This is a genomic window from Aeromonas lacus (genome assembly GCF_000764665.1).
Lineage (GTDB): Bacteria > Pseudomonadota > Gammaproteobacteria > Enterobacterales > Aeromonadaceae > Aeromonas > Aeromonas lacus.
The window spans coordinates 53,941-76,678 of sequence record NZ_JRGM01000180.1 but is presented as its reverse complement, the minus strand read 5'-3'; the positions used below and the strand labels follow the sequence as shown (position 1 = coordinate 76,678).

The window sequence follows — 22,738 nt, the reverse complement described above, 5'->3', positions numbered from 1 at the left end:
TGCCTCTGCCTCTGCCTCTGCCTCTGCCTCTGCCTCTGCCTCTGCCTCTGCCTCTGCCTCTGCCTCTGCCTCTGCCTCTGCCTCTGCCTCTGCCTCTGCCTACCATGCGTCTGATTGTGAGGGGCGGGCATGTGCGTCATGCTCGTCACATCAACATGAATATTCTACCCGGATGGACAAGCATGTCTTGCAGAAACAACAAGGGCCGCACCATGTGCAGCCCTTGTTGTTTCAGATATTGCAGATTGAGCGCGTTAGCTGGCCCAAGTGATGATGTGGTCAATCCACTCACCCGCCTCATCTTCGTGGATCACCTTACCACGTACGGATTGTCCCGCTTGATGCATGGCTGAGCGGCTCCCGGTCAGCAGGGGATGCCACTCCGGCAAGGGTTGCCCTTCGGCAAGCAGACGGTAAGCGCATGTGGAGGGGAGCCAGTCATACTCGGCGATCTTGTCATGGGTGATCTGCAGGCAATCCGGTTCCTTCTTGAAGCGGTTCATATAGTCGGAGCACTGGCAGGTTTTGGTGTTGAGCAGGTTGCAGGCTACGTTGGTGAATACCAGCTCTTCGGTATCTTCATCAATCAGCTTGTTGAGGCAGCACTTGCCGCAACCGTCGCAGAGGGATTCCCATTCGGACTCAGTCATCTGCTGCAGACTCTTGGTCTGCCAAAAGGGGGCTTGCATCATACCGCTCACTTAATACACCTGATAAAACGCGTGGTTATACCCCTTGTCCCCCGGCATTTCAAGGTGAGCGTACCAATGGCGAGAAAATATGAGTGAACTCGATATATTGCCTGGCGCCATAAGGTACCTACGCTGGCGTCAGGTTCATTGTACCGTCTGTTTTAACCATCTCTTTCCAGACTCTGTGGGTGGCCATCATCTTCACTCAAGTGGGGGTGAAGAAGGCGCTATCAAGAGGATCTCGACTTTGGCTCAGTGATTGAGATAGATATCCTGCTCGCCATAGCTCATTCGTTTACTGTTCACAGCAATACGTTTGGCGCCAAAGAAGCAGGCCAATATGCCTGACTGCTGGCCAAGGCGCTGCAATTTTGCGTGATCCAGCTCGATCTGTTCGGGTAGCCAGGTAAACACTGCGGCGCAATGACCCTGACAAAGGCTGCGCTCTAGCGTCTGTTGCCAGTTCTTGATTTTCGGGCTGTGTACGATCAGCACCCGTTTCGGGTCTATACCGTGTTCCTGCAACCGGTTGGCTGCAGGGCGGCCGGGTGGGGCGATCAACAGGATCCATCCAGTATGGTTGTTACCGATGCGGGTCAATTCATCCAGAAACTGTTCATCGGAGTGAATACGCACGCTGGCTGTGGCCGCACCCGCTTTGCAGAGGATCCTTGTTGGCCATGGACGGCTGATGGTGCTGCTCATTACGACAGAGGGAGAGTGCAGAGTCTGGTTCATATCCTTTATCCTGTATGAAAATACAAGCTGTATGCACATACAGTAGTTCTGTTATGGATACCTGACAAGCTGTTTTTAAAGAAATATGTGATCGTTACGATGCAATACTTCCATAAGTAATTGATTTTAAATAGGTACATAATCTATCTAGAGGTGGCGTTTTTTTGTTCTATGGACAAACCGGGGTGTACCACCCATGGTTATACAGGTCGTCAAGAGGAGGAGCCGAGATGGATATCAGCACGTTGCAGCGTCTGGATGCCAACATTTTGCTGGGTATCATCAATGAGAAATTGCGGCTTGAATGTGATGGGCTGGAGGAGTTGCTGGCCTATTACGACATGAGTGAGGAGCTGCTGGCGGTGCGGTTGGGCCAGATTGGATATCACTATGATCCTTTGAGCAATCAGTTCAAGGCACACACCTGATGGTGCAATGCAGGTTTCATATTTGCCTTGTAGCATATATCGGCGCATTGAAATCGCTTTCAATGCGCCGTTTCAGTGCCTATTTTCAAGGATTTTCAAAGCCTGGCAATCGTTGAAAACCTATTCACGTTATTTTATTTTCACTTTAAGCATAACTTATTGATAAAGGTGGTTATTTTTTATGAATGGCAACGTGTCAAAGGAAAGGGTTTTCACGCTTTTTGGGCTGTTTTCATCGGTTAAAGTGTGACTTGCGTTAACTTTTAATTGTGCGGCTTTCGTTAGTATTCTCACGCCGGTACATATTTTGAGATAACAACAGCGCCGGTCCCGATCCTCGGGATAACAATTTTATTTGTAACGAAGGAATATGGTTTATGGCTACCAAGAAGAAGACAGACCAGGATCTCCAACTGGATAAAGATCAGCTCAAGGCGAGTATCGTGCGTCACCTGCGTTCTACCTTGGGAACAAGCGAACAGAAAGCCTCTCACGATGCATGGTGGAAAGCCACCGCAGCGGCGGTTAACGAACAGGTGTACGAGCGCCTGACCCGCACTCAGCAGACTCACTTCAAGAAAGATACTCGTGCTATTCACTATCTCTCTGCTGAATTCCTGATGGGGCGTCTGACCTCCAACAACCTGCACAACCTCTCTCTTTACAAGATTTGTGAAGAGGCGCTGAGCGAACTCGGTCTGGATCTGACCGACCTGTGTGAACACGAGCCTGATATGGCGCTCGGCAATGGTGGCCTGGGTCGTCTGGCTGCCTGCTTCATCGACTCGCTGGCAACCCTGAACTACCCGGCAGTGGGCTACGGTATCCACTACGAACACGGTCTGTTCCGTCAGGAGATCCAGGATGGCCGCCAGATTGAGCGTCCGGACTCCTGGCGTGAATACGGCAACCCTTGGGAGATCTGCCGTCCTGAGTCGGTACAGGAAGTCCCCCTCTATGGCTATGTCGAGACCGTCTTCGGTGATAACGGCGGTCTGAAGAAGGTGTGGCACGCGGGTCGCAAGATCAAAGGGGTACCTTGGGATATCCCGGTAGTCGGTTTTGGCGGCAGCACCGTCAACATCCTGCGTCTGTGGGAATCCCGTGCCTCCGAGTTTTTTGACTGGGATGTGTTCAACGCCGGTGGTTATATCGACTCCCAGGCCGAGAAAGCACAGGCCGAAACCATCTCCAAGGTGCTCTATCCGAACGATGAGACCGATGCCGGTAAAGAGCTGCGCCTGATCCAGCAGTACTTTTTCTGCGCCTGCTCAATCAAGGACATCATGCGCCGCTACAAGCGGGTGCATGAGAGCGACTTCAGCAATTTCGCGGCCCAGATCGCTATCCAGCTCAACGATACTCACCCCACTATCGCCATTCCCGAACTGATGCGAGTGCTGGTGGATGAAGAGGGGCTGGACTGGGCTGCCGCCTGGGAGATCAGCTATCAGGTATTCTCCTACACCAACCACACCCTGCTGCCGGAAGCGCTGGAGAAGTGGTCTGTCAGCCTGTTCGAGAAGGTGTTGCCACGCCATCTCGAGATCATTTATGAGATCAACGCCCGTTTCCTGAACGAGCTGGTCGAACCCAAGTGGCCCGGTAACGATGCCATCAAAGCCAAACTCTCCATCATCGAAGAGGGGAGTGTACGCAAGGTGCGCATGGGCAACCTCTGCGTCATCGGCTCTTCCAAAGTGAACGGCGTTGCGGAGATCCACTCCAAGCTGGTCAAGGAAGATCTCTTCCCCGAGTATGCCGAGCTGTGGCCGGAGAAAATGTGCAACGTGACCAACGGCGTGACGCCGCGTCGCTGGTTGCTGGCCTGCAACCCGGAGCTGGCTGCACTCTATAACGAGGTGGTGGGCAAGGAGTGGCCGCTGCAGCTGGACAAGCTGCGTGGTGTAGTGAAATTTGCCGACGACAAAGCATTCCAGAAGCAGTTCATGACCATCAAGCGTCATAACAAAGAGAAGCTGGTCAAGGTCATCAAGGCGGAAACCGGCATCGATGTCAGCGCTGAGGCGATCTTCGACGTCCAGATCAAGCGTCTGCACGAGTACAAGCGTCAGCAGCTGAACCTTATCCACATCATGGCGCTCTATCGTCGTCTGCTGGCCAACCCGGACTATGACATGCATCCGCGCGTGTTCATTTTCGGCTCTAAAGCTGCGCCCGGTTACAGGCTGGCCAAAGACATCATCTATGCCATCAACAAGTTGGCGGATCGGGTCAACAATGACGCCCGTATTCAGGGCAAGCTGAAAGTGGTGTTCATGCCGAACTATCGCGTGAGCCTGGCCGAGAAGCTGATCCCCGCTGCTGATGTCTCCGAGCAGATCTCTACTGCTGGCTATGAAGCGTCCGGTACCGGCAACATGAAGATGGCCCTCAACGGTGCCATCACCATCGGTACTCTTGACGGCGCCAACATCGAGATCGCGGAAGAGGCGGGTGCCGAGAACTGCGCCATCTTCGGTCTGAACGTGGACGAGGTGAAGGCCCTGAAAGGGCGCGGTTACAACCCGTATGACTTCTACTATGCGAACTCAGAACTGAAGGCTGTGCTGGACTGGTTTGATACCGACTACTTCACTCCGGGTCGTCCGGGTGAGCTGGCTTCCATCAAGCGCTCCTTGCTGGAAGGGGGTGATCCTTACCTGACACTGGCGGACTTCCAGTCCTATTCCGATGCGCACAAGTTGATCGATACCTGGTATCGCAATCCGGCGCTGTGGGCGAAGAAGGCCATCATCAACTCGGCCACCATGGGCAAGTTCAACTCCGACCGCTCCATCCAGGACTACGTAGAGCGGATCTGGAACCTGAAACGCTGCTCCGTCAACTAACGGTTCCCGGCAATAAAAAACCCCCGCAATGCGGGGGTTTTGTTTATCTGGGGGCTAGCTGTTATCAGAGGATATCGCCGACAAAGAAAGCCAGCATCGCCAGCAGCACAGTGAAGACCAGATTCAATGACATACCGGCTTTCATCATCTCTTGCTGGCGGATATGGCCACTGGCAAAGACGATGGCATTGGGCGGCGTTGCGACTGGCAGCATAAAGGCGCAAGAGGCACCAATGGCGATGAGAACCGCCATGACAACGGGAGAGACGCCCAGCGCTTCGGCTACGCCGGCAAAGAGCGGGATCAGCAGCGCTGCGGTCGCGGTATTGGAGACCAGCTCGGTCAGGAAGACCACGAAAGCGGCGAGCAGCAGCAGGATCACGAAAATGTTGGCGTGAGAGAGCACGGCCGACAGATGTTCCGCCAGAAAGGCGCTGGTACCGGTGGCCTTGAGGATGGCGCTCAGGGTCAGGCCGCCGCCAAACAGCATCAACACGCCCCAGTCGGTGTTCTTGTTCACATCATCCCAGCTGGCAACCCGGCTGACCACGATGGCAACGATGGCCCCCATGGCGATCAGAGTATCGAGTTGAGGTATCCCGCCAAAGGCATTGGAGATAGGTTGCGAACCGATCCACAGCACCACAGTAGTCAGGAAGATAGCCAGGGTAACTTTGCGCTCGCGAGTCCAGTTGATGGTGACATCCTGCAGTTCAACCTTGTGGTTGAGCTGCGGGCGAGTGACCAGATAGAGCAGGGCAATGCCGCAAGGCATCAGGATCAGGACGACCGGGATCCCGAACTTCATCCAGTCGGTGAAGCCGATCCCCATCTGGGCGGCAGCAATTGCGTTGGGTGGACTACCCACCAAGGTGCCGATACCACCGATGCTGGCGCTATAGGCGATACCAAGCAGCACGAACACGAAGGTGGCACGATTCTTTTTGCTATCAAGGCAGGTCAGCATGCCGATCGCCAGTGGCAGCATCATGGCGGTGGTGGCGGTGTTACTGATCCACATGGACATGGCGGCGGTAATGGTGAAGAGCAAAATGACGCCCCAGCCAAGGTGCCCGTTGGCCAGATGCATCACCTTGCCAGCCATCAGGGTGTCCAGTCCCTGTTTGGAGAGGGCGGCAGCCAGTGCGAAGCCACCGAAAAAGAGGAAGAGGATCGGGTTGGCGAAGTCGGTGAGTGACTTGCTCATGTCAAAGACCCCGAGCACGGTCGCGAGCAGAGGCACCAGCAGAGCGGTGATAGTGACATGGAGAGCTTCAGTCAGCCAGAGGATGGCGATAAAGACCAGAATGCCCAGCCCCTTGTTGACCATGGGGTCAAATGGCAGCCAGGCGAGCATGGCGCAGAGAAGCAGGACATCCAGGATAACTATCCCTGATTTGACATCCAGCCAGCGAGATGAGGCTGAGGGTACAGCAGATGTGTGCATAATGTTCTCTCGGTTAATTTATGGTTGTTTTTGTGTTGCCGAGACTACATCTCTTCACCTGAATGAAACAGACTTGTGTGCCGAAAATCAGTCACTACTCACAGAGTGATTGATTAATCGGCATGAAATTAAACATGTGCGCAACATCCATCAAACGTTGGCGAATTGCTCCAGCCACTGTTTGAACATGCTCTTGGGCCGTGAACCGTTGGCTTGCGCCACCATCTTGCCCTGTTTGAAGACCATCAGAGTGGGAATACTGCGAATGGCGTAGCGTGCAGCGATGCTGGCTTGCTGCTCGGTATCCACTTTGACAAAGCGCATTCGTGGCTCCATTTCGTGGGCCACTTCGTGAAACACAGGGGCGAATTGTTGGCAGGGGCCGCACCAGCTGGCCCAGAAATCGACGACAACCGGAATGTCGGAGCTGATGAGAGTATCAAACTGGTTGTCACGACCGAGTGTCGGGGTCTGGCCAAAAAGCGCGGCTTTGCAGTGGCCACACTTGGCTGAATGGTCGATATGGTCCTCAGGCAGGCGGTTTCTGGTAAAGCAGTGGCTACAATAAGTAGTGACAAATGACATAATTGGCTCCTGTAGATGTATTCTGATGGGGAGATTTACTGCCCAATCAGCGCCGCGTCACGGTAACACAATGGCCGGCAGGAGTGGATCATGCTCCCGGGGTTCATTACCCTGCAGGATAATTCAGCGACCACAGTTGAGAGTCGAGACGGGATGAACAAAGGATCACGGAAAAACCGTGTGCTGCTTGGGCTGGTTGTTGCCTTGCTGCTCGCGTTTTCGGGATACTGCTGGCAGTTGCTCAGTCAGCAGCAGCAAGCTGAGGATATGAGTACCGCAGCAGAGGTTGTGCTGAACCGGATTAATTCGGATACCGTCTATCTACTTGGACGGGAGCAGGCCAATGACACCAACGTCCAGCAGCGCCTCAGCCAGTTATCTGCAAATCTGGATAGCTTTGTGCGTATGGTTCGCAGTGATCCACTGCTCATCTCTTTTCCCCTTTCCCAGACTCTGTTGCAGGATATGGACTCCTATCTGATGGAGCTGGCCCAACTCCATGCCATGGAGATGGCGATAGAGTACATTCAGCAGCCATTCCAGCTGCAACTGCACAAGGTACTGGCACTGCCACAGGCAGACGACACCTTGCAGAACAATCTCAAGGAGCTGGCACAGTTGGGGTCATTCCTGCAAAAAAGCTGGAGTAAAGAGGAGCAGGAGCAGCTGACCCTGCTGCAGCAACAATTGACAACCCGCTATCGCGATCAGCCAGATGTTATAGCTCTGGTTCAGTTGAGTGCTGATCTGAGCCGTCAGGTGGTTGCGTATCACACGTTGCGTAACAGGCTGATCGACATGCATGTGGTAGATACGCTGGTGCGCTGGAAGCTCGATCGGCTTGAGTGTGCCGCCAAACTGATGAACCGCTTCTATCTGATGGTGCTCGGGGGGGCTTTGATTTGCTTTGGTCTGGTGGCCTATACCCTGTGGCGGCGAAATCAGAAGCTGAGTGAGCTCTCTCACCAGACTGGTCTGCTGGCACAGGCCAAAAGTGATTTTCTGGCCAACATGAGCCACGAGATCCGCACGCCCATGAATGCCATCATCGGGTTTAGCTCGCTGGCGCTGCAAACCGAGCTGGATCAACAGCAAAGGGACTACCTTGGCAAGATCAAATCCTCTTCCGATACCTTGCTGCTGCTTATCAACGACATCCTCGATTTGACCAAGGTGGAATCAGGCAAACTGACGCTGGAAGAGATCGATTTCGATCTCAGTGAGCAGCTTGATTCGCTGGCGGGCATGTTTGCTGATTTGGCCGAGCGCAAGCATATCGAGGTGATCATTTGCAAGTCGTCGGATGTCCCGGTTTTCCTGCGTGGTGATCCCCTGCGTTTGGGACAGGTGTTGGTCAATCTGGTCAATAACGCTATCAAATTTACCGAGCGCGGTGAGGTGGAAGTGTCGATTAGTTTGGCCAGCGCTCATCCCATGCGGATCCGCTTCAGTATCCGCGATACCGGTATCGGGATTGCGGAAGATAAGCAGGCTCATTTGTTCCAGGCTTTTACCCAGATTGATGCCAGCAATACCAGAAAATATGGAGGTTCTGGCCTTGGCCTTAACATCTCCCAGCGCCTGGTGGAACTTATGGGCGGGCGGATCTCGGTGCAGAGCAAACCCGGGGTCGGCTCGCTGTTCCAGTTTGATATTCCCATGACTCAGGCTGTTTATGGCGTGGCCGGCCGTAAAGTCTTCTTCGAACATCAACCGCTGGTGATGGTGATGGATGACAACGAGCTGGTGCTGGATCTGGCTAAAGATATCCTGACCCGTGCCGGCGTCAGGGTGCTTGCAGTCAATTCGCTTTCCCGTGCTCGTCAGGTGTTGCGGGAAGAGGGGCAGAGCCTGAAGCTGGCTATTCTCGACTGGCGGATGGGGCAGGAGGATGGGCTGGATCTGGCCCTCGAGATGTATCAGCACAGCCAGTGGCGCCGTATTCCTATTCTGATGATCAGTGCCTGGTCCAGAGATGGTCTGCACGGCAAGATGGAGAGTATCGGGCTGACCCATTTCCTGCCCAAGCCGATGACCGAAAACTCCCTGCTGGCCAAGGTGGATGAGCTGCTCAATGGCAGCTCTTACGAACACCACTTGCGGCAAGCAGAAGCGCAAGGCGATCAGCAGCATTTCAAATCTCTGTTGCAGGGAACCCGGGTGTTGCTTGCCGAGGACAACCGGGTTAACCAGCAGCTCATTATCGAATATCTGCGTCGGGTGGATGCAGTCGTGACCGTGGTCAACAATGGCCGCGAAGCTGTAGAGCGCGTTGCCGAGCAGCCGTTTGATGTCATCCTGATGGATCTGCAGATGCCGGTGCTCGATGGACTCGATGCTACCCGCCAGATCCGCAAGATGGTCGACAAGCACGATGTGCCCATCATTGCGCTGACCGCCAGTGCCATGCCGGGCGACAAGGAGCGTTGTCTGGGGGTCGGGATGAATGGCTATGTCACCAAACCGGTCAGCAAGCTCGATCTTTACAACAACCTGCTGCAGTGGGTAAAACCACAAGAGCTGGAGCAGAGCGGTATGCTGGAAGTGAAACCGCCCGACATGATGGGCGTGCTTGACCTGCAAGATGCGCTCAAGCGGCTGGAGCAGGATAAGGAGGCGCTGCAGATCCTCTTCAAGCTCTTCATGTCGGAGCACAAGGATGACCTGTGGGAGATCCGCTCGGCCTTGCGCCGTCAGCAACCTGATGTTGCCAGCAAACTGCTGCACACCCTCAAGGGGGTGTCGGCCAATATCTCCGCAGCCCGTTTGCAGGTGGTCGCCGGGGAGCTTGAGTGGCGGCTGCGGCAAAATGAGGTGCTGAGCGAAGGAGATCTTGAGCAACTGCAACAGGTATTCAGCCAGACCAGAGAGGAGGTATCCCACTTTCTTCTGACCGGTGAGCAGCACGAAAATTCGTATAGCCCCTATGCAACAGGTGATGATCGCCCCTCTCAGTGAATTAAATAGTAATTATTCTCATACCCCATGGTTCGGGATATGATGACCCTTCGATTCAAATCGCCTCCAGCCGGAGGCGATTGTTTTCTTTTCTGATGTCGACCCGTGAGAATGCTGTCAGCATCTGTGCGTTATGGCAGTTAAAAGGGCAAAGGTTGGTGGTGTGAGCGTATTTATACGATTGAGCTGGTTTTTCAGGGAGCAGTGGCGGCGGTATCTGATCGCCATCTCTCTGCTGATGGTGGTGGCCTTGTTGACCGTCATTCCGCCCAAAGTGGTCGGCTGGGTGGTGGACGGCATTACCAGGGGATCCCTCGATAGCGCAACGCTGACGGGCTATCTGGCCGGCCTGTTTGGCCTCGGTTTACTCATCTACATGCTGCGTTACGCCTGGCGAGTCATGCTGTTTGGCGCCTCGTACCGGCTAGCCTTTGTGCTGCGCAACCGTCTGTTCAGCCACTTCACCCGGATGAGCCCCGATTTCTACCAGCGCCACCGTACCGGCGATCTGATGGCCCATGCCACCAACGATATTCAGGCGGTGGAGATGACAGCCGGGGAAGGGGTCTTGACCCTGGTGGACTCCATCATGGTTGGGGTGCTGGTGCTCTCCATCATGTGCAGCCAGTACTCCTGGCAACTGACTCTGCTCTCCCTGTTGCCGCTGCCGGTGATGGCTTTTTTCATGAACCGCTTTGGCAAGCAGATCTACAAGCAGTTCAAGTCAGCGCAGGGGGCATTCTCCAAACTCAACAACAAAACCCAGGAGGCGCTCTCCGGTGTGCGAGTGCTCAAGTCCTACGCCGTTGAATCCCTTGAGGATCAAGGTTTTGCCGAACTGACCCGGCAGGCCGGGGAACGCAACATGGCGGTGGCCCGCATCGATGCCAAGTTCGATCCCGTCATCTATCTCTGCATCGGTTGCTCCTATTTTCTGGCGGTGGCGGGTGGCAGCGCGCTGGTGCTGCAGGGCGAGCTGACCCTCGGGGAGCTCACCAGCTTCACCATGTACCTCGGTCAGCTGATCTGGCCCATGTTTGCCATCGCCTGGCTGTTCAACATCATAGAGCGCGGCAGCGCCGCCTATTCGCGGATTGAAAGTCTGTTGGGGGAGCGCAGCGATATCGAAGAGCCGGCTCACCCGCTTGCGCTGGTCTCGCCCTTCCCGTTGCAAGCCCGCGATGTGGGGTACCAGCTTGAGCAACGTACCCTGTTGCAGAGTGTGGATTTCACCCTGCAAGCTGGCGGCATGCTGGGGATTGTCGGGCGTACCGGTGCGGGTAAAAGTTCTCTGCTCAAATTGCTGATGCGGCTGGCCAATCCCACTGCGGGAGAGATCCGCATGGGGGATATTACCATCTCGCAACTTGCGCTGGGTGAGCTGCGCAGCCAGTTTGCCTATGTGCCGCAGGAGCCATTCCTGTTTTCCACCACTATCGCTGCCAACATCGCCCTTGGTCGGCCTGATGCCAGCCGAGAGGAGGTGGAGCGGGTGGCGCGCATCGCTTGCGTGCATGATGACATCAGCCGTTTCCCCAAAGGCTACGAGACCGAAGTGGGGGAGAAGGGGATTACCCTCTCTGGCGGCCAGAAGCAGCGGCTCGCCATCGCCCGTGCTTTGCTGCTGGATGCGCCCATTCTGGTGCTCGATGATGCGCTCTCGGCGGTGGATGCCCACACCGAGCAGCAGATCCTGCACGCACTCAAGGCGCACAAGCGCACACTCATTCTGGTCAGCCACCGTATGACTGCGGTGGAGCAGGCCGATGAAATTCTGGTACTGGAGCAGGGGGCAGTCAGTGAGCGTGGCCGCCACGGTGCCCTGATGGCTCACAACGGCTGGTATGCAGATATGGTGCGTTACCAGCGTCTCGAAGAAGCAGTGGAGGAGAGCCTGTGAACCCGACCATCAAACGGCTGCTCGCCTATTGTGCCCTTTATCCGCGCTGGCTCATTCAGGCCGCCCTCTGCTTGCTGTTGGCAACCGGTGCCGAAGTGGCGGGCCCCCTGCTCATCAAACTGTTCATCGATGACTATCTGACACCGCGCCAGCTGGTGTGGCCCGCCATTGCGGCCATCGCTGCCGGCTATCTCGGTTTGCAGGTGCTCTCTGCCGCGGGTTTCTACCTGCAATCCCTGCGCTTTAACCGCATTGCCCAGGCGGTGGTGCAAACCTTGCGCGAGCAGGTATTTGCCACCGCGATCCGCTTGCCAGCCCGCTACTTTGACCAGCATCGATCCGGCTCGCTGATTTCCCGCATCACCAACGATACCGAGGCGATCATGAACCTCTACGTGCAGGTGATTGGGCTGCTGGTGCAGAAGGTGGTGCTCTTGTGCGGCATTCTCATCTCCATGGCGCTGCTGGATCTGCGGCTGATGCTGGTTTGTGCCTGCCTGTTGCCAGCGGTGGGCGGAGTGATGTGGCTCTATCAGCGCTTGAGCGTGCCGGTGGTGCGGGCGACCCGCAGCCTGCTCTCCGACATCAACAGCCGCCTCAACGAGTCGCTGCAAGGGATGCCGGTCATTCAGGCCATGGTGCAGGAGCGCCATTTTGCCAACGCCTTTGCCGAGGTGAACCAGCAGCACTGGGCGGCGCGCCTCAAGAGTCTCAAGATCAACGGCATCCTGCTGCGCCCGCTTATCGATCTCTTCTACATGATGGTGCTGATCGGTCTGTTGGCACTGTTTGCCCGCGAGGGGCTGAGTAGCGCGGGTGCCATTCAGGTGGGGGTGCTCTACGCCTTTATCAGCTATCTGGGGCGGATGATTGAGCCGCTCATCGAGATGACCAACCAGCTCAACCAGCTGCAGCAGGCCATGGTGGCGGGGGAGCGGGTCTTTGCCCTGCTCGATGAAATCCGCGAGAGCACCGACGGCGAGATGTGGCCGCTCAAGGGGCAGGTGAGCTTCGAGCGGGTGGGATTCTCCTACGATGGCGAGCAGCAGGTGCTGCGCGACATAAGCTTCACTGCCAAACCGGGCCAGATGCTGGCGCTGGTAGGCCACACCGGCAGCGGCAAGTCCACCATCATCAGCCTGCTGATGGGCTTCTACCCGCTGGATCAGGGCATCATTTGCTTCGATGATCACCCGATGGCGAGCCTGTCGCTCTCGGCTGTGCGCCGCAGTATCGGGCTGGTGCAGCAAGATCCCTTTATCTTCGTCGGTACCCTGGCCGAGAACCTGCGGCTCGGCCGTGAAGGCATCGACGAGACGCGGCTCTGGCAGGCGCTGAGCGAGGTGCAGCTGGCCGAGTTTGTGCGCAGCCTGCCGGAGGGCTTGAACACCCTGATGGAGGAGGGGGGCAAGAACCTCTCCGCCGGCCAGCGCCAGCTGCTCTCCTTTGCCCGCGCGCTGGTGGGGGATCCGCGCATCCTCATTCTGGACGAGGCGACTGCCAGCGTGGACTCCCAGACCGAGTTGGCCCTCTCTTCGGCGCTGGCGGCGGCGCGTCGTGGCCGTACCACCATCGCCATTGCCCACCGCCTCTCGACCATCGTCGATGCGGACGAGATCCTGCTGCTCTCTCGCGGGCAGGTCAACGAGCGGGGCCGCCATGGCGAGTTGATGGCGCTGGGTGGCCATTATGCCCAGCTGTTCGAGATGCAGAGTCAGGGGGCTTGGCTCGAAGAGAAGCGGGCCTGATCGACCGGCAAATGCACAAGAGGGAACCGCTGCGGTTCCCTCTTTTTTTGGTAATGAAATAGCGGCAAGCGTGATCCGCGTCCTTGTCCAAGGACGGCCATGCTGGCAACATGTTGTTTACATCAACTCATCGGATCAGTTCGCATATGGATTTGCAACGTTTGAAGGCCAATCTGGCGCTGCGGCTCTTTGCCTGGCGCTACATCCCTGTTATCGGTTTTTGTGCCCCGATCATCGAAGAGATGAACGCCAAGGCGCTGCGCATTCGCATTCCCCTTGGCTGGCGAACCCGCAACCATCTGGGCAGCATGTATTTTGGCGCGCTGGCCACCGGTGCCGATCTGGTGGGCGGTCTGCTGGTGATGGAGAAGGGGCGGCAACGGCGCAAGAAGGTGCACTTTGCCTTCAAGGATGTGCAGGGGGAGTTTTTGAAGCGGCCCGAGGGGGATGTGCAGTTTGATTGCGCGGCGGGGGAGGAGATCGACGCCATGATCGATGAATCGCTGGCCACTGGTCAGCGCATCAACCGCCCGATCCGGGTGGTGGCCACCTGTCCGTCATTGAACGGGGATGAGGCGATGGCGCGCTTCGTATTGACCCTCTCGATCAAGGCAAGCTGACGCGCTCAAGAGATACGCCCGTTCGGGCAGCTCAAACGCTCCGCCGGCAGATCTGGCGGAGCGGTGGCAATCAGCCTTGGCAGATCACTCGATCTCCGGGCTCATCCCCTCTTTCACCACGACCTTCATGCCGTTGAAGTTGACCACCTGCTCGGCCACGATCTTGCAGCGCTTGCGGGTTTCGACCTGACCGTCCACTTCGACCAGACCTTCGGCGACGAGCGCCTTGGCTGCGCCGCCACAATCGGCCCAACCCTGATGCTTGATAAGGTCACACAAGGCAACGAAGGGGTGACCTTCGAGCAGAAACGTCTCCATGGGAAATCCTCTAACTGGATGAATGCCGGACGTGGCAGGGCGGCTATTCTAGGCAGTTCACCCCGGCAAGGAAAGGGAAGGGGGCCGATGGCCGTGAAAAATGGCCGGACACAGGCGGCCTTTTTGCGTGCCACCCCGCATTTGGCGGTTGGCTGGGACGCCTGATGACGCAGCGCGTCCCTCGCGCTGTCCCCTCGGTACTCCCCGGCTGTTAGCATGCTCCTTTTCCTGCTGATGCAAATGCAAGGAGCTTCCGATGACACTCTCCCGACTGCTGCTGGCCTGCGGCGCTTTCACGCTGTGCGGCGTAGCGCAAGCCAGTACGCCGGTACAGTTTTCCCTGCCCGGGGTCAATCTGCCCGCCTCCCATCAGGTAGAGGGGGCGCGCGCCTCTCTGCTTTACGGTCGTACCGGTCAGGTGAAGGGAATCGATCTGCCGGTGTTTGCCCTCTCCGATGTGGATCGGTTCAGTGGCCTGCAGCTCGGTATCTTTCTCGGTGCCGGTCGGGTGCGCCACCAGTTTGGCGGGGTGGCCATCAATGCCGTCAACTGGCATGAGGGGCAGGATACCGGCGTCAATCTCGGGCTGGTCAACCTGACCAATAACGTACAGGGGCTCAACTGGGGGGCGGTCAATATCGCCAAAGGCAATGCGCTGGCCAACGTCGGTCTGGTCAACTATGCCGAGCGCACCACCTTCCAGATCGGTTTTATCAATGCCACCAAGCACCTCGACGGCTTGCAGATCGGGTTGGCCAACTACGCTGCCAACGGCGTCTTCCCCATTTTGCCGCTGGTGAACTTCCAGAAATCGTTCTGAGTGGGCGGTTCGCTTTGCGTTAAGCCCGCAGGCTGATTACCCTGTGCCCCTTCTATCCGTGACACAGAGGTAACAGATGACGACAGGGCAGATGAGTGCAATCGGAATTGGCTGGGATGTGCGGGGCTGGCAGGGCAGCGCCCAGGCGGTGGCCGTGGTGGGCTGGCAGGCCGACTCCAGCAGCCTGCACTGGCTCGGTGTGTCGCCGCTGTTTCGCTTGAGCTCGCGGATCGCGCCGGATCTGGCCGCCTTGCTGCGTCCGGCCCTGCAGGATGAAGCGTTGCTTGCGCAAGTCGAGGCCTGCCCGCAACTGGCGCTCGGTATCGATGCACCGCTCGCTTTTCCCCGCGCCTTGCGTGACCTGCTTAACGGCCAGCCGCTCTCCTGCGCCGTGCCTGAGCGGGAAATCGACAACCCCTACGCCTATCGCGACTGTGATCGCTGGATCCATCAGCAATATGGCAAGAAGCCGCTGTCGGCCACCTTCGATCGGCTCGGCAACAATGCCACCTTGGCACTCTCCATGCTGCCCAATCTGTCGGATCTGCAACTGGTACCGACCGTACTGCCACAGGCCCGCCGCGCCGTGCTGGAGGTCTATCCGGCGCTGGCCAAGGTTGCGGGCAAGGCATCCCCTGCCAGACCCGAGCTGGCGGCGCTGCTGCCTGCCGATGTGGTGCCGGATACGGATCGCTACGATGCGGCGCTGTGCGCCCTGATGGCGCTGCAATATGCCGCTGGCGGTCGGGTCGCCCAGCTGCCCGCCCTGTTGACTCCGCCAGCCGGGATGGCGCTGGATGAGGGGTGGGTGTACCACTTCGCCCGCCCGTAGCGAGCAGAAAAAACGAACACAAAGCAGCGCCGAATGGCATGGCTTCAGGCCAAAAGCCTGCGTTTAATCAGGAAAATGCCGGTTCGTGCCGTGCCAGGGTGGCAATCCAATATCTTCATCCGATATATTGCCCACCTTGCTGATCCTTTGTTGTGGTGATCCCGATGAAATCCGTTATCTCTATTCAGTCCCACGTGGTGTTCGGCTGTGCCGGCAACAGCGCCGCCGTCTTCCCCATGCGCCGTCTGGGGGTCGACGTGTGGCCTGTCAATACGGTGCAGTTTTCCAACCATACCCAGTACGCACAGGGCTGGCAGGGGATGGCGATGCCGGCGGGACACATCAGCGCGCTGGCCGAAGGGTTGGGCAATATCGGGGTGCTGGGCCAGTGCGATGCGGTGCTGAGCGGCTACCTCGGTTCGGCCGAGCAGGGTGACGAGATCCTCAAGGTGGTCAACGCCGTCAAGGCGGCCAATCCAAATGCCATCTACTTCTGCGATCCGGTGATGGGGCATCCCGAGAAGGGGTGCATCGTCGCTCCCGGCGTTACCCGTTTTCTGACCGAGCAGGCGCTGCCGGTGGCCGACATGATGGCCCCCAACCTGCTGGAGCTGGAGACACTCTGCGATACCCATCTGGCGGATCTGGCGCAGACCCGCGCCGCCGCCCATCAGCTGCTGGCCCGTGGCGTCAAGCTGGTACTGGTCAAGCATCTGGGCCGCGCGGCGCAAGATCCGAGCCGCTTCGAGATGCTGCTGGCGACCCCGGATGGGGATTACCTGATTGCCCGCCCGCTCTACGACTTTGCCCGCCAGCCGGTCGGGGTCGGCGATCTTATCAGCGCCCTGATGTTGGCCAACCTGCTGACCGGCCACGATGCGGTAAGCGCCTTTGAGCGCACCAATGCGGCGGTGGACGCCGTGCTGCAAGAGACCTGGCGCCAGGAGGCCTACGAGCTGCAACTCATCGCCGCGCAAGATGCCTTTGCCCTGCCTGAGGTTGAAGTGCGGGCGGTTAAACTGCCCTGATGAGTGTTGTTTCGGATGCAAAGAGGTGAGCCATTGGCTCACCTCTTTTGTTTGTGCCGCGCTCCCTAAAGGCGTTAGCGGAGCAGCCCTTGCTCCTTGAGCCAGCCAAAGAGCAGGCGGGAGACGGGTGATAGCTCGTCGAGATGGCTGCTATCGAGCCAGCGCAGTTCGGCAATCTCGGCCGAGGCGACCGGAGTGCCGCTGGCTTCACCGGTGTAGCAGCGCAGCCGTACCTCGACCCCAGCCGGTTTGCCATCGGCCTGGGCACTGAACTCGCAGGCAAAGCGCAGGGTATCGGGTTGCAGGGTGACGGCCAGCTCCTCGTCAATCTCGCGGATCAGCGCCGCTTCATCGCTCTCGCCCGGTTCGCGCTTGCCGCCGGGAATGTAATAGATGGCCTTGCCGTGGGAGCGGGCACAGAGTAGTTGCTGATCCTTGAAAGTGAGCCAGGCGAGTTTGTCGATCATCGGGTTGCATCCTCTGGTTGCGTGGTGTGTGTTGCCTGCATGTGCCGGGTGCACAGGGTGCGATAGGATCGCGGTTCCTGCGCATCGGGAGATAGCCCCAACTGCGCTGCCAGCGCGAGCAGTTGCTGGCGAAATTCAGGCAGGAGAGCCTCGTCATCGGTCATGATGGCCAACTCGGCAAAATCGCCGATCCCGGCCAGATGATCCAGGGTGAGGTGAAACGGGCCAATAAAGTAGATGCTGCGCTGTTTGGTGATCTCGAGGATCTGCCGGTAGTTCATGGTAATAAGCATGCTGACGGCCTTGTCGGCATCGCTGATATTGACTGCTTCGCAGCGATCCGCCTCGGGCCCCTTGACGATCCAGAGCTGGATGCCGGAGGGCTCCATGGTGCGGATCGCCAGACTCTTGCCTGCGCGGGCAAGGGCACCGTCCGGGGTGTCGAAGTAGCGATCCTGCTCCAGATTATCTTCCAGCATCACCTCCGGATTGAGGGCGAGCAGCGCCTTAAGGAAGGCGGGGCGATCTGCCAGCCGATATTTGAACTCGACTTCGAAGCGGCCCTGAAAGTGCGCCTGTGACATCAAGAAGATCCCTCTGTGAGTCTGTGTGGCTGGCAGCCTAGCAAAGTTGGTGCGCAGGCCAAAGAGGAGAAAGAGAGAATAGAGAGGAAGAGGTCGGAAGATGGCCGCAGGGGGTTTGGCTGGCAGCCGACGAGGCAGAGAGGGGCCAAACTGGTCACTATAAGTAGAATTTATGCCTTTTGTCTAAATGCCTGCGTTTTTGTTTATATCGATAGGTGAACCCGGTTTTCGGCTGTTGCACTCTGTTTTTCGCTTCTGAGGGGCGTTGGCCGATTGCTGCAAGGCAGATCAGTTGCTGATGGCGACAAGATGACCAGCCCGGGTGGCGGACGAGGTGGATGAGGTGACTGAAATGGTGCAAGGCGTCGCCAACCGGAGTCAAAAAAGCGGAGTGGCGCACACCAGCGCAGGGTCGGACTGGGCGAACGCGGGGGCCTTGTGGTTTAATCTTGCCACTTTAGCGGTAGTGGGCGACGAGCCTGCTACCTTGAGTGGGCAAGATGCAGGTGAGCAAGATGCAAGTAACAGCAGAGAGCAAGTTTATCGGACTCGGGGTAGCGGGCAATTTCGCCGGTCATCTGGAGCAGGCGGGTGAAGCATCGGATTTCGTGGCGGTCGTGGTGCGTGATACCACCGCGCCCAAGGCGCTGTTCCCCTTCTTCGTGCCGGGTCATCCGGGCCAGCTCGGGGTCTTTCCGCTGAGCAATAACGCCATCTTCCTGCCGGAAGCGGCGGTCAGTGGTGACGAGAAGGTGCAGATTGAGCCGGAAGTGGCCCTCTGGTGCGAGCTGGAATATGCCGACAAGCAGGTGGTGGCGATCCATCCCCGTGCCTTTGGCGCCTATAACGACTGCTCCATCCGTCGTCCCAACGCCAAGAAGATCAGCGAGAAGAAGAACTGGGGCGAAGAGAGCAAGGGGTTGGCGGCCAACCTGCTGCCGCTCACCGGTTTTGCCGCCGGTTGCGAGCTCGATGATTATCGCATCGCCTGCTATCTGGAGCGCGATGGCGAGCTGCACGCCTACGGGGTAGACAGCGCTGCCATCGACTACAGCTACTTCCACGGCAAGCTGCTCGACTGGGCCATCGACAAGTTCAACCATCAGCAGGATGAAGGTCCGGCGGAGCATATTCAGGGGCTGCTGGCGCAGGCGGGGCATCCTCCCCATGCGCTCATCAGCATCGGTGCCACCCGTTATACCCCGTTTGGCGAGACCCACTTCCTCAAACCCGGCGACACCTCCTGTGTGGTGGTCTATCCGGGCAGCCGCTACAGCGAAGCGGATATCCGCGAAGCGATCCGCAGCCGCAACTTTGGTGCCGATGTGTCGGTGCTGCTGCAGGCGGTGCAGGTACGCTAATCACCTTTGTCAGCGGGGAGATATCTCTTCCCGCTGGTTATCATATCGAGCCATTTAATGAAGATTGTCCCTGTATCCCGGGCTGATTATCCGGCCCTGATCGAGCTGTGGGAGGCCTCGGTGCGGGCGACCCACCACTTCCTGCCCGAGGCCGAGATCCTCGCGCTCAAGCCGCTGATTCTGGAGCACTACTTCGATGCGGTGACACTGCACTGTGCCCGGACGGAGGAGGGGCGCATTGCCGGTTTTTGCGGGCTATGTGATGGCAAGATAGAGATGCTGTTTGTGGCGCCGGCGGTGCGCGGCAGTGGCGTGGGTCGCCGGCTGGTGGAACATGCTATCAGCCAGTGCGGCGCGACGCTGGTTGACGTCAACGAGCAGAATGAGCAGGCGGTGGGTTTCTACCAAAAGATGGGGTTCGCCGTGACGGGCCGCTCGCCGCCGCGATAGTCACTCAAGTGAGATAACAAACGGGGGATGGCCTGCGCCATCCCCCGTTTTTGATCCTGCCGTTACTTGCTGGCGACCTTGCTCACCACCTTGATGAGCTGGTAGCGCAGGGAGGAGGCATCCGCTGGCACGTTGGTGAGCTGCTCCTTGCTCACGGTGAGCTGATACTGGTAGCCCGGCTCAAACTGGAAACCCTCGATCTGCTGATAGAAAAGCGTCCAGGGCTGCTGCTCGTCGCTGCGCACCTGCATGCACTGCATCGGCCCGACCCCGACACAATCGACCAGCTGGCTGTTGATGTAGAGGGTCTCACCCTGTGGGGCCGTGGTGTCCTGACAGGCGGTGAGCAGCAGGGCGGCGCTGACAAGCAGAGGTTTCATGCTGGACTCCTTCGAATTGAAAGGGGCATTAGAGCGACAAATAAAAAGGCGGTCAATGACCGCCTTTGTAACAAACCATGTCGACTCAAGCGCTTAGCGCTCGTCGATCGGGACGAACTTGCGCAGCGGCTCACCGATGTAGAGCTGGCGCGGACGACCGATCTTGCCATCCGGATCGGAGTGGAACTCGTTCCAGTGGGCGATCCAGCCGATGGTGCGGGAGATGGCGAAGATCACGGTAAACATGTTCATCGGGATGCCGATCGCCTTCATGATGATGCCGGAGTAGAAGTCCACGTTCGGGTAGAGCTTCTTGTCGACGAAGTAGGGGTCGGAGAGCGCAATGCGCTCCAGCTCCATGGCGACGTCGAGCAGCGGATCCTTGATCTGCAGCTCCTTGAGCACCTCGTGGCAGGTCTCGCGCATCACCTGGGCACGGGGGTCGTAGTTCTTGTAGACCCGGTGACCGAAGCCCATCAGACGGAACGAGTCGTTCTTGTCCTTGGCACGGGCGATGTATTCGGGGATGCGATCCACCGAGCCGATCTCCTCCAGCATGCGCAGGCAGGCCTCGTTGGCACCACCGTGAGCCGGGCCCCACAGGGAGGCGATACCGGCCGCGATACAGGCAAACGGGTTGGCGCCGGAGGAGCCAGCCAGACGAACGGTCGAGGTAGAGGCGTTCTGCTCGTGATCAGCGTGCAGGGTGAAGATGCGATCCATGGCGCGCTCAACCACCGGGTTGACCTTGTACTCTTCGGTCGGCACCGCAAACATCATGTGCAGGAAGTTGCCGGCGTAGGAGAGGGCGTTACGCGGTTGCATGAACGGCTGGCCGATGGAGTACTTGAAGCACATGGCGGCCAGGGTCGGCATCTTGGAGAGCAGGCGGAAGGCGCAGATCTCGCGATGCTGTTCGTTATTGATATCGAGGGCGTCGTGATAGAAAGCGGAGAGGGCACCCACCACGCCACACATGATGGCCATGGGGTGGGAGTCACGACGGAAGCCGCGGAAGAAGAAGGCGATCTGCTCGTGCACCATGGTGTGACGGGTTACGGTGCGTTGGAATTCGGCGAACTGGGCCTTGGTCGGCGCCTCGCCGTAGAGCAGGATGTAGCAGACTTCGAGGTAGTTGGACTCTTTGGCCAACTGGGCAATCGGGTAACCACGGTGCAGCAAGACACCCTGATCCCCGTCGATATAGGTAATGGCGGACTTGCAAGAACCGGTCGCCATGAAGCCCGGGTCAAAGGTGAAATACCCTTGTGCACCCAGTTTTCTGACATCAATGACATCCGGTCCGACTGTTCCGGAGAGGATCGGCAATTCAACCGGATCTTTCCCGGGCAGGTGTAGGGTGGCTATTTTATCAGCCATAGCACGTCTCCTTTGCTCTTTATAATTTGGTTCCAGTCCTACTCTATTACGACTTTTATGACGCTGGCAAAGGTTGTTACCCATACCGAGGTGGCTGGAGCGCCTTATTTGAAACAGAGTTCCCTATCAATGTCAATTTTGCTGGATGGCCATTAATTAAATGTTAAATAAAATATGCGATCAGGTTTGCGGTTTTGTGTTTTCTTTGTAGCTATTTGATTGTCTTCGGTTAAGCCCGCCGATATACTGCGCCACGTGGGTCATGGCTGCGGGTGTTTGAAACGCTTTGGCAAAGCCTGATGTGAAACCGAAAACCGGATTTTTGGCTTTTTCAGAGTGTTTTGGTAACAAATAACCAACAATCACCATCCCGTGCCCTCAGAAACGAGTTAAAACAATAACTAACGTGCTCAATGGAGCTGAGTGGGCAAGCGTGAAAAACAAACAGAGACCGGTCAACCTCGACCTACAGACGATCAGCTTTCCTGTCACTGCCATTGCATCCATCCTGCACCGTGTTTCAGGGGTCATTACCTTTGTTGCACTGGGCATCTTGCTGTGGATGCTTGGTACTTCACTCGCCTCTCCCGAAGGGTTTGAAACCGTGGTTGCCATCATGGACAACTTCCTGGTCAAACTCGTGCTGTGGGGGATCCTGACTGCGCTGGCTTACCACATTGTGGGTGGTCTGCGTCATCTGGTCATGGATATGGGCTATTGGGAAGAGCTGGAATCCGGCAATCAGAGCGCCCGTGTGGCCTTCGTGATCACCGCGGTTCTGGCAGTATTGGCGGGAGTGCTTGTATGGTAACCAATTCTGCAACCTTCGGGCGCAGCGGCGTACACGATTACATCCTGATCCGCGCCACCGCCCTCATCATGACCTGTTATGTCCTCTATCTGGTCGGTTTTGTCGCGTTTAACGACATCACCTACGAGGTGTGGACCGGCTTTTTCGCCAACACCTTCACCAAGGTCTTCACCCTGTTGGCTCTGCTGTGCGTATTGATCCATGCATGGATCGGTTTGTGGCAGGTGCTGACCGACTATATCAAGCCAGTGGGATTGCGCGGTGCGCTGCAGTTCGCGCTGGTCGTGGTGCTGTTTGTCTATCTGATGACGGGTTTCGTCGTGCTGTGGGGTGTGTAAG

The 22,738-nt window shown here is 57.5% G+C and carries 23 protein-coding genes; 13 read left to right on the top strand and 10 right to left on the bottom strand.

Annotated elements, in window-relative coordinates:
* Nucleotides 1-254: 254 nt before the first annotated feature.
* Both LG31_RS0119975 and LG31_RS0119970 read right to left on the bottom strand, forming a co-directional pair.
* Nucleotides 255-689: a YcgN family cysteine cluster protein gene (locus LG31_RS0119975; RefSeq protein ID WP_033116158.1), complete on the bottom strand. Its 435-nt coding sequence runs from the start codon at nt 687-689 to the stop codon at nt 255-257.
* Between the two features lie 255 nt (nt 690-944).
* Complete coding sequence (locus tag LG31_RS0119970; protein WP_033116153.1) at nt 945-1,430, bottom strand: cell division inhibitor; 486 nt, start codon at nt 1,428-1,430, stop codon at nt 945-947.
* A 230-nt stretch (nt 1,431-1,660) separates the two neighbouring features.
* Between LG31_RS0119970 and LG31_RS0119965 the strand changes: the two genes are divergently transcribed.
* On the top strand, nt 1,661-1,858 hold the full coding sequence (locus LG31_RS0119965) for a DUF4250 domain-containing protein (protein ID WP_033116152.1): 198 nt from the start codon (nt 1,661-1,663) through the stop codon (nt 1,856-1,858).
* A gap of 377 nt (nt 1,859-2,235) precedes the next feature.
* Nucleotides 2,236-4,710 (top strand): glycogen/starch/alpha-glucan phosphorylase, encoded by a 2,475-nt coding sequence (locus tag LG31_RS0119960; protein WP_033116151.1) that lies wholly within the window; start codon nt 2,236-2,238, stop codon nt 4,708-4,710.
* A 64-nt stretch (nt 4,711-4,774) separates the two neighbouring features.
* Here the strand turns inward: LG31_RS0119960 and LG31_RS0119955 are convergent, their stop codons facing one another.
* Together LG31_RS0119955 and trxC are read right to left on the bottom strand one after the other, a co-directional pair.
* Nucleotides 4,775-6,157 carry an SLC13 family permease gene (locus LG31_RS0119955; RefSeq protein WP_033116150.1) on the bottom strand — a complete coding sequence of 461 codons (1,383 nt, stop codon included), beginning with the start codon at nt 6,155-6,157 and terminating at the stop codon, nt 4,775-4,777.
* Nucleotides 6,158-6,307: 150 nt separating this feature from the next.
* A complete protein-coding gene (gene trxC / locus LG31_RS0119950; protein WP_033116149.1) occupies nt 6,308-6,742 on the bottom strand; it encodes a thioredoxin TrxC in 435 nt (144 codons plus the stop codon).
* Nucleotides 6,743-6,895: 153 nt separating this feature from the next.
* On the opposite strand from trxC, the gene LG31_RS0119945 reads away from it, so the two are divergent.
* The 4 genes from LG31_RS0119945 (at nt 6,896) to LG31_RS0119930 (ending at nt 13,968) form a co-directional block, all read left to right on the top strand.
* Nucleotides 6,896-9,700: a hybrid sensor histidine kinase/response regulator gene (locus LG31_RS0119945; RefSeq protein ID WP_033116148.1), complete on the top strand. Its 2,805-nt coding sequence runs from the start codon at nt 6,896-6,898 to the stop codon at nt 9,698-9,700.
* A gap of 163 nt (nt 9,701-9,863) precedes the next feature.
* Entirely contained in the window at nt 9,864-11,600 is a 1,737-nt protein-coding gene (locus LG31_RS0119940) for an ABC transporter transmembrane domain-containing protein (protein ID WP_033116147.1), read from the top strand.
* The gene (locus LG31_RS0119935; RefSeq protein WP_033116146.1) at nt 11,597-13,348 is read left to right on the top strand and encodes an ABC transporter transmembrane domain-containing protein; all 1,752 of its coding nucleotides are present in this window, start codon (nt 11,597-11,599) and stop codon (nt 13,346-13,348) included. Before LG31_RS0119940 ends, LG31_RS0119935 begins: the two co-directional genes overlap by 4 nt.
* A gap of 146 nt (nt 13,349-13,494) precedes the next feature.
* Nucleotides 13,495-13,968, top strand: coding sequence for a DUF4442 domain-containing protein (locus tag LG31_RS0119930; protein ID WP_033116145.1), 474 nt, complete (start codon nt 13,495-13,497; stop codon nt 13,966-13,968).
* Between the two features lie 84 nt (nt 13,969-14,052).
* On the opposite strand, the gene ybcJ is transcribed toward LG31_RS0119930, so the two are convergent.
* Nucleotides 14,053-14,286 (bottom strand): ribosome-associated protein YbcJ, encoded by a 234-nt coding sequence (gene ybcJ, locus LG31_RS0119925; protein WP_033116144.1) that lies wholly within the window; start codon nt 14,284-14,286, stop codon nt 14,053-14,055.
* 256 nt (nt 14,287-14,542) lie between these two features.
* Here ybcJ and LG31_RS0119920 point away from each other — a divergent pair, with 256 nt between their 5' ends.
* The 3 genes from LG31_RS0119920 (at nt 14,543) to pdxY (ending at nt 16,966) form a co-directional block, all read left to right on the top strand.
* Nucleotides 14,543-15,106, top strand: coding sequence for a VC2662 family protein (locus tag LG31_RS0119920; protein ID WP_033116143.1), 564 nt, complete (start codon nt 14,543-14,545; stop codon nt 15,104-15,106).
* A 76-nt stretch (nt 15,107-15,182) separates the two neighbouring features.
* Nucleotides 15,183-15,938 carry a DUF429 domain-containing protein gene (locus tag LG31_RS0119915; protein WP_033116142.1) on the top strand — a complete coding sequence of 252 codons (756 nt, stop codon included), beginning with the start codon at nt 15,183-15,185 and terminating at the stop codon, nt 15,936-15,938.
* Nucleotides 15,939-16,102: 164 nt separating this feature from the next.
* Nucleotides 16,103-16,966: a pyridoxal kinase PdxY gene (gene pdxY, locus LG31_RS0119910; RefSeq protein WP_033116141.1), complete on the top strand. Its 864-nt coding sequence runs from the start codon at nt 16,103-16,105 to the stop codon at nt 16,964-16,966.
* 74 nt (nt 16,967-17,040) lie between these two features.
* Here pdxY and LG31_RS0119905 read toward each other — a convergent pair whose 3' ends face one another.
* Together LG31_RS0119905 and LG31_RS0119900 are read right to left on the bottom strand one after the other, a co-directional pair.
* Nucleotides 17,041-17,433 carry an NUDIX hydrolase gene (locus LG31_RS0119905; protein ID WP_033116140.1) on the bottom strand — a complete coding sequence of 131 codons (393 nt, stop codon included), beginning with the start codon at nt 17,431-17,433 and terminating at the stop codon, nt 17,041-17,043.
* The gene (locus LG31_RS0119900) at nt 17,430-18,017 is read right to left on the bottom strand and encodes a class IV adenylate cyclase (protein ID WP_033116139.1); all 588 of its coding nucleotides are present in this window, start codon (nt 18,015-18,017) and stop codon (nt 17,430-17,432) included. Before LG31_RS0119900 ends, LG31_RS0119905 begins: the two co-directional genes overlap by 4 nt.
* 515 nt (nt 18,018-18,532) lie before the next feature.
* Between LG31_RS0119900 and LG31_RS0119895 the strand changes: the two genes are divergently transcribed.
* Together LG31_RS0119895 and LG31_RS0119890 are read left to right on the top strand one after the other, a co-directional pair.
* Nucleotides 18,533-19,378 (top strand): DUF5718 family protein, encoded by an 846-nt coding sequence (locus tag LG31_RS0119895; protein WP_033116157.1) that lies wholly within the window; start codon nt 18,533-18,535, stop codon nt 19,376-19,378.
* A 57-nt stretch (nt 19,379-19,435) separates the two neighbouring features.
* On the top strand, nt 19,436-19,828 hold the full coding sequence (locus LG31_RS0119890) for a GNAT family N-acetyltransferase (protein ID WP_050513497.1): 393 nt from the start codon (nt 19,436-19,438) through the stop codon (nt 19,826-19,828).
* Nucleotides 19,829-19,890: 62 nt separating this feature from the next.
* On the opposite strand, the gene LG31_RS0119885 is transcribed toward LG31_RS0119890, so the two are convergent.
* From LG31_RS0119885 to LG31_RS21085, 3 genes are all read right to left on the bottom strand, one after another.
* Complete coding sequence (locus LG31_RS0119885; RefSeq protein ID WP_033116138.1) at nt 19,891-20,208, bottom strand: DUF4377 domain-containing protein; 318 nt, start codon at nt 20,206-20,208, stop codon at nt 19,891-19,893.
* Between the two features lie 93 nt (nt 20,209-20,301).
* Nucleotides 20,302-21,588 (bottom strand): citrate synthase, encoded by a 1,287-nt coding sequence (locus LG31_RS0119880; protein ID WP_033116137.1) that lies wholly within the window; start codon nt 21,586-21,588, stop codon nt 20,302-20,304.
* Between the two features lie 180 nt (nt 21,589-21,768).
* Nucleotides 21,769-21,957 carry a hypothetical protein gene (locus LG31_RS21085; RefSeq protein ID WP_124242845.1) on the bottom strand — a complete coding sequence of 63 codons (189 nt, stop codon included), beginning with the start codon at nt 21,955-21,957 and terminating at the stop codon, nt 21,769-21,771.
* A gap of 64 nt (nt 21,958-22,021) precedes the next feature.
* Here LG31_RS21085 and sdhC point away from each other — a divergent pair, with 64 nt between their 5' ends.
* Entirely contained in the window at nt 22,022-22,399 is a 378-nt protein-coding gene (sdhC, locus tag LG31_RS0119875) for a succinate dehydrogenase cytochrome b556 subunit (RefSeq protein ID WP_161785995.1), read from the top strand.
* Complete coding sequence (sdhD, locus tag LG31_RS0119870) at nt 22,393-22,737, top strand: succinate dehydrogenase, hydrophobic membrane anchor protein (protein WP_033116135.1); 345 nt, start codon at nt 22,393-22,395, stop codon at nt 22,735-22,737. Before sdhC ends, sdhD begins: the two co-directional genes overlap by 7 nt.
* The last annotated feature ends 1 nt before the right edge of the window (nt 22,738 follow it).

Excerpts from the sequence above, each read along its gene's own strand:
- LG31_RS0119955 (WP_033116150.1), bottom strand. The coding sequence starts at position 6,157 with ATGCACACATCTGCTGTACCCTCAGCCTCATCTCGCTGGCTGGATGTC.
- LG31_RS0119895 (WP_033116157.1), top strand. The coding sequence starts at position 18,533 with ATGCAAGTAACAGCAGAGAGCAAGTTTATCGGACTCGGGGTAGCGGGC.
- LG31_RS0119915 (WP_033116142.1), top strand. The coding sequence starts at position 15,183 with ATGACGACAGGGCAGATGAGTGCAATCGGAATTGGCTGGGATGTGCGG.
- LG31_RS0119975 (WP_033116158.1), bottom strand. The coding sequence starts at position 689 with ATGCAAGCCCCCTTTTGGCAGACCAAGAGTCTGCAGCAGATGACTGAG.
- LG31_RS0119920 (WP_033116143.1), top strand. The coding sequence starts at position 14,543 with ATGACACTCTCCCGACTGCTGCTGGCCTGCGGCGCTTTCACGCTGTGC.
- LG31_RS0119900 (WP_033116139.1), bottom strand. The coding sequence starts at position 18,017 with ATGTCACAGGCGCACTTTCAGGGCCGCTTCGAAGTCGAGTTCAAATAT.
- LG31_RS0119880 (WP_033116137.1), bottom strand. The coding sequence starts at position 21,588 with ATGGCTGATAAAATAGCCACCCTACACCTGCCCGGGAAAGATCCGGTT.
- LG31_RS0119905 (WP_033116140.1), bottom strand. The coding sequence starts at position 17,433 with ATGATCGACAAACTCGCCTGGCTCACTTTCAAGGATCAGCAACTACTC.
- LG31_RS0119965 (WP_033116152.1), top strand. The coding sequence starts at position 1,661 with ATGGATATCAGCACGTTGCAGCGTCTGGATGCCAACATTTTGCTGGGT.
- trxC (WP_033116149.1), bottom strand. The coding sequence starts at position 6,742 with ATGTCATTTGTCACTACTTATTGTAGCCACTGCTTTACCAGAAACCGC.
- LG31_RS0119930 (WP_033116145.1), top strand. The coding sequence starts at position 13,495 with ATGGATTTGCAACGTTTGAAGGCCAATCTGGCGCTGCGGCTCTTTGCC.
- sdhD (WP_033116135.1), top strand. The coding sequence starts at position 22,393 with ATGGTAACCAATTCTGCAACCTTCGGGCGCAGCGGCGTACACGATTAC.
- pdxY (WP_033116141.1), top strand. The coding sequence starts at position 16,103 with ATGAAATCCGTTATCTCTATTCAGTCCCACGTGGTGTTCGGCTGTGCC.
- LG31_RS21085 (WP_124242845.1), bottom strand. The coding sequence starts at position 21,957 with ATGGTGATTGTTGGTTATTTGTTACCAAAACACTCTGAAAAAGCCAAA.
- LG31_RS0119890 (WP_050513497.1), top strand. The coding sequence starts at position 19,436 with ATGAAGATTGTCCCTGTATCCCGGGCTGATTATCCGGCCCTGATCGAG.
- LG31_RS0119885 (WP_033116138.1), bottom strand. The coding sequence starts at position 20,208 with ATGAAACCTCTGCTTGTCAGCGCCGCCCTGCTGCTCACCGCCTGTCAG.
- ybcJ (WP_033116144.1), bottom strand. The coding sequence starts at position 14,286 with ATGGAGACGTTTCTGCTCGAAGGTCACCCCTTCGTTGCCTTGTGTGAC.
- LG31_RS0119970 (WP_033116153.1), bottom strand. The coding sequence starts at position 1,430 with ATGAACCAGACTCTGCACTCTCCCTCTGTCGTAATGAGCAGCACCATC.
- LG31_RS0119945 (WP_033116148.1), top strand. The coding sequence starts at position 6,896 with ATGAACAAAGGATCACGGAAAAACCGTGTGCTGCTTGGGCTGGTTGTT.
- LG31_RS0119960 (WP_033116151.1), top strand. The coding sequence starts at position 2,236 with ATGGCTACCAAGAAGAAGACAGACCAGGATCTCCAACTGGATAAAGAT.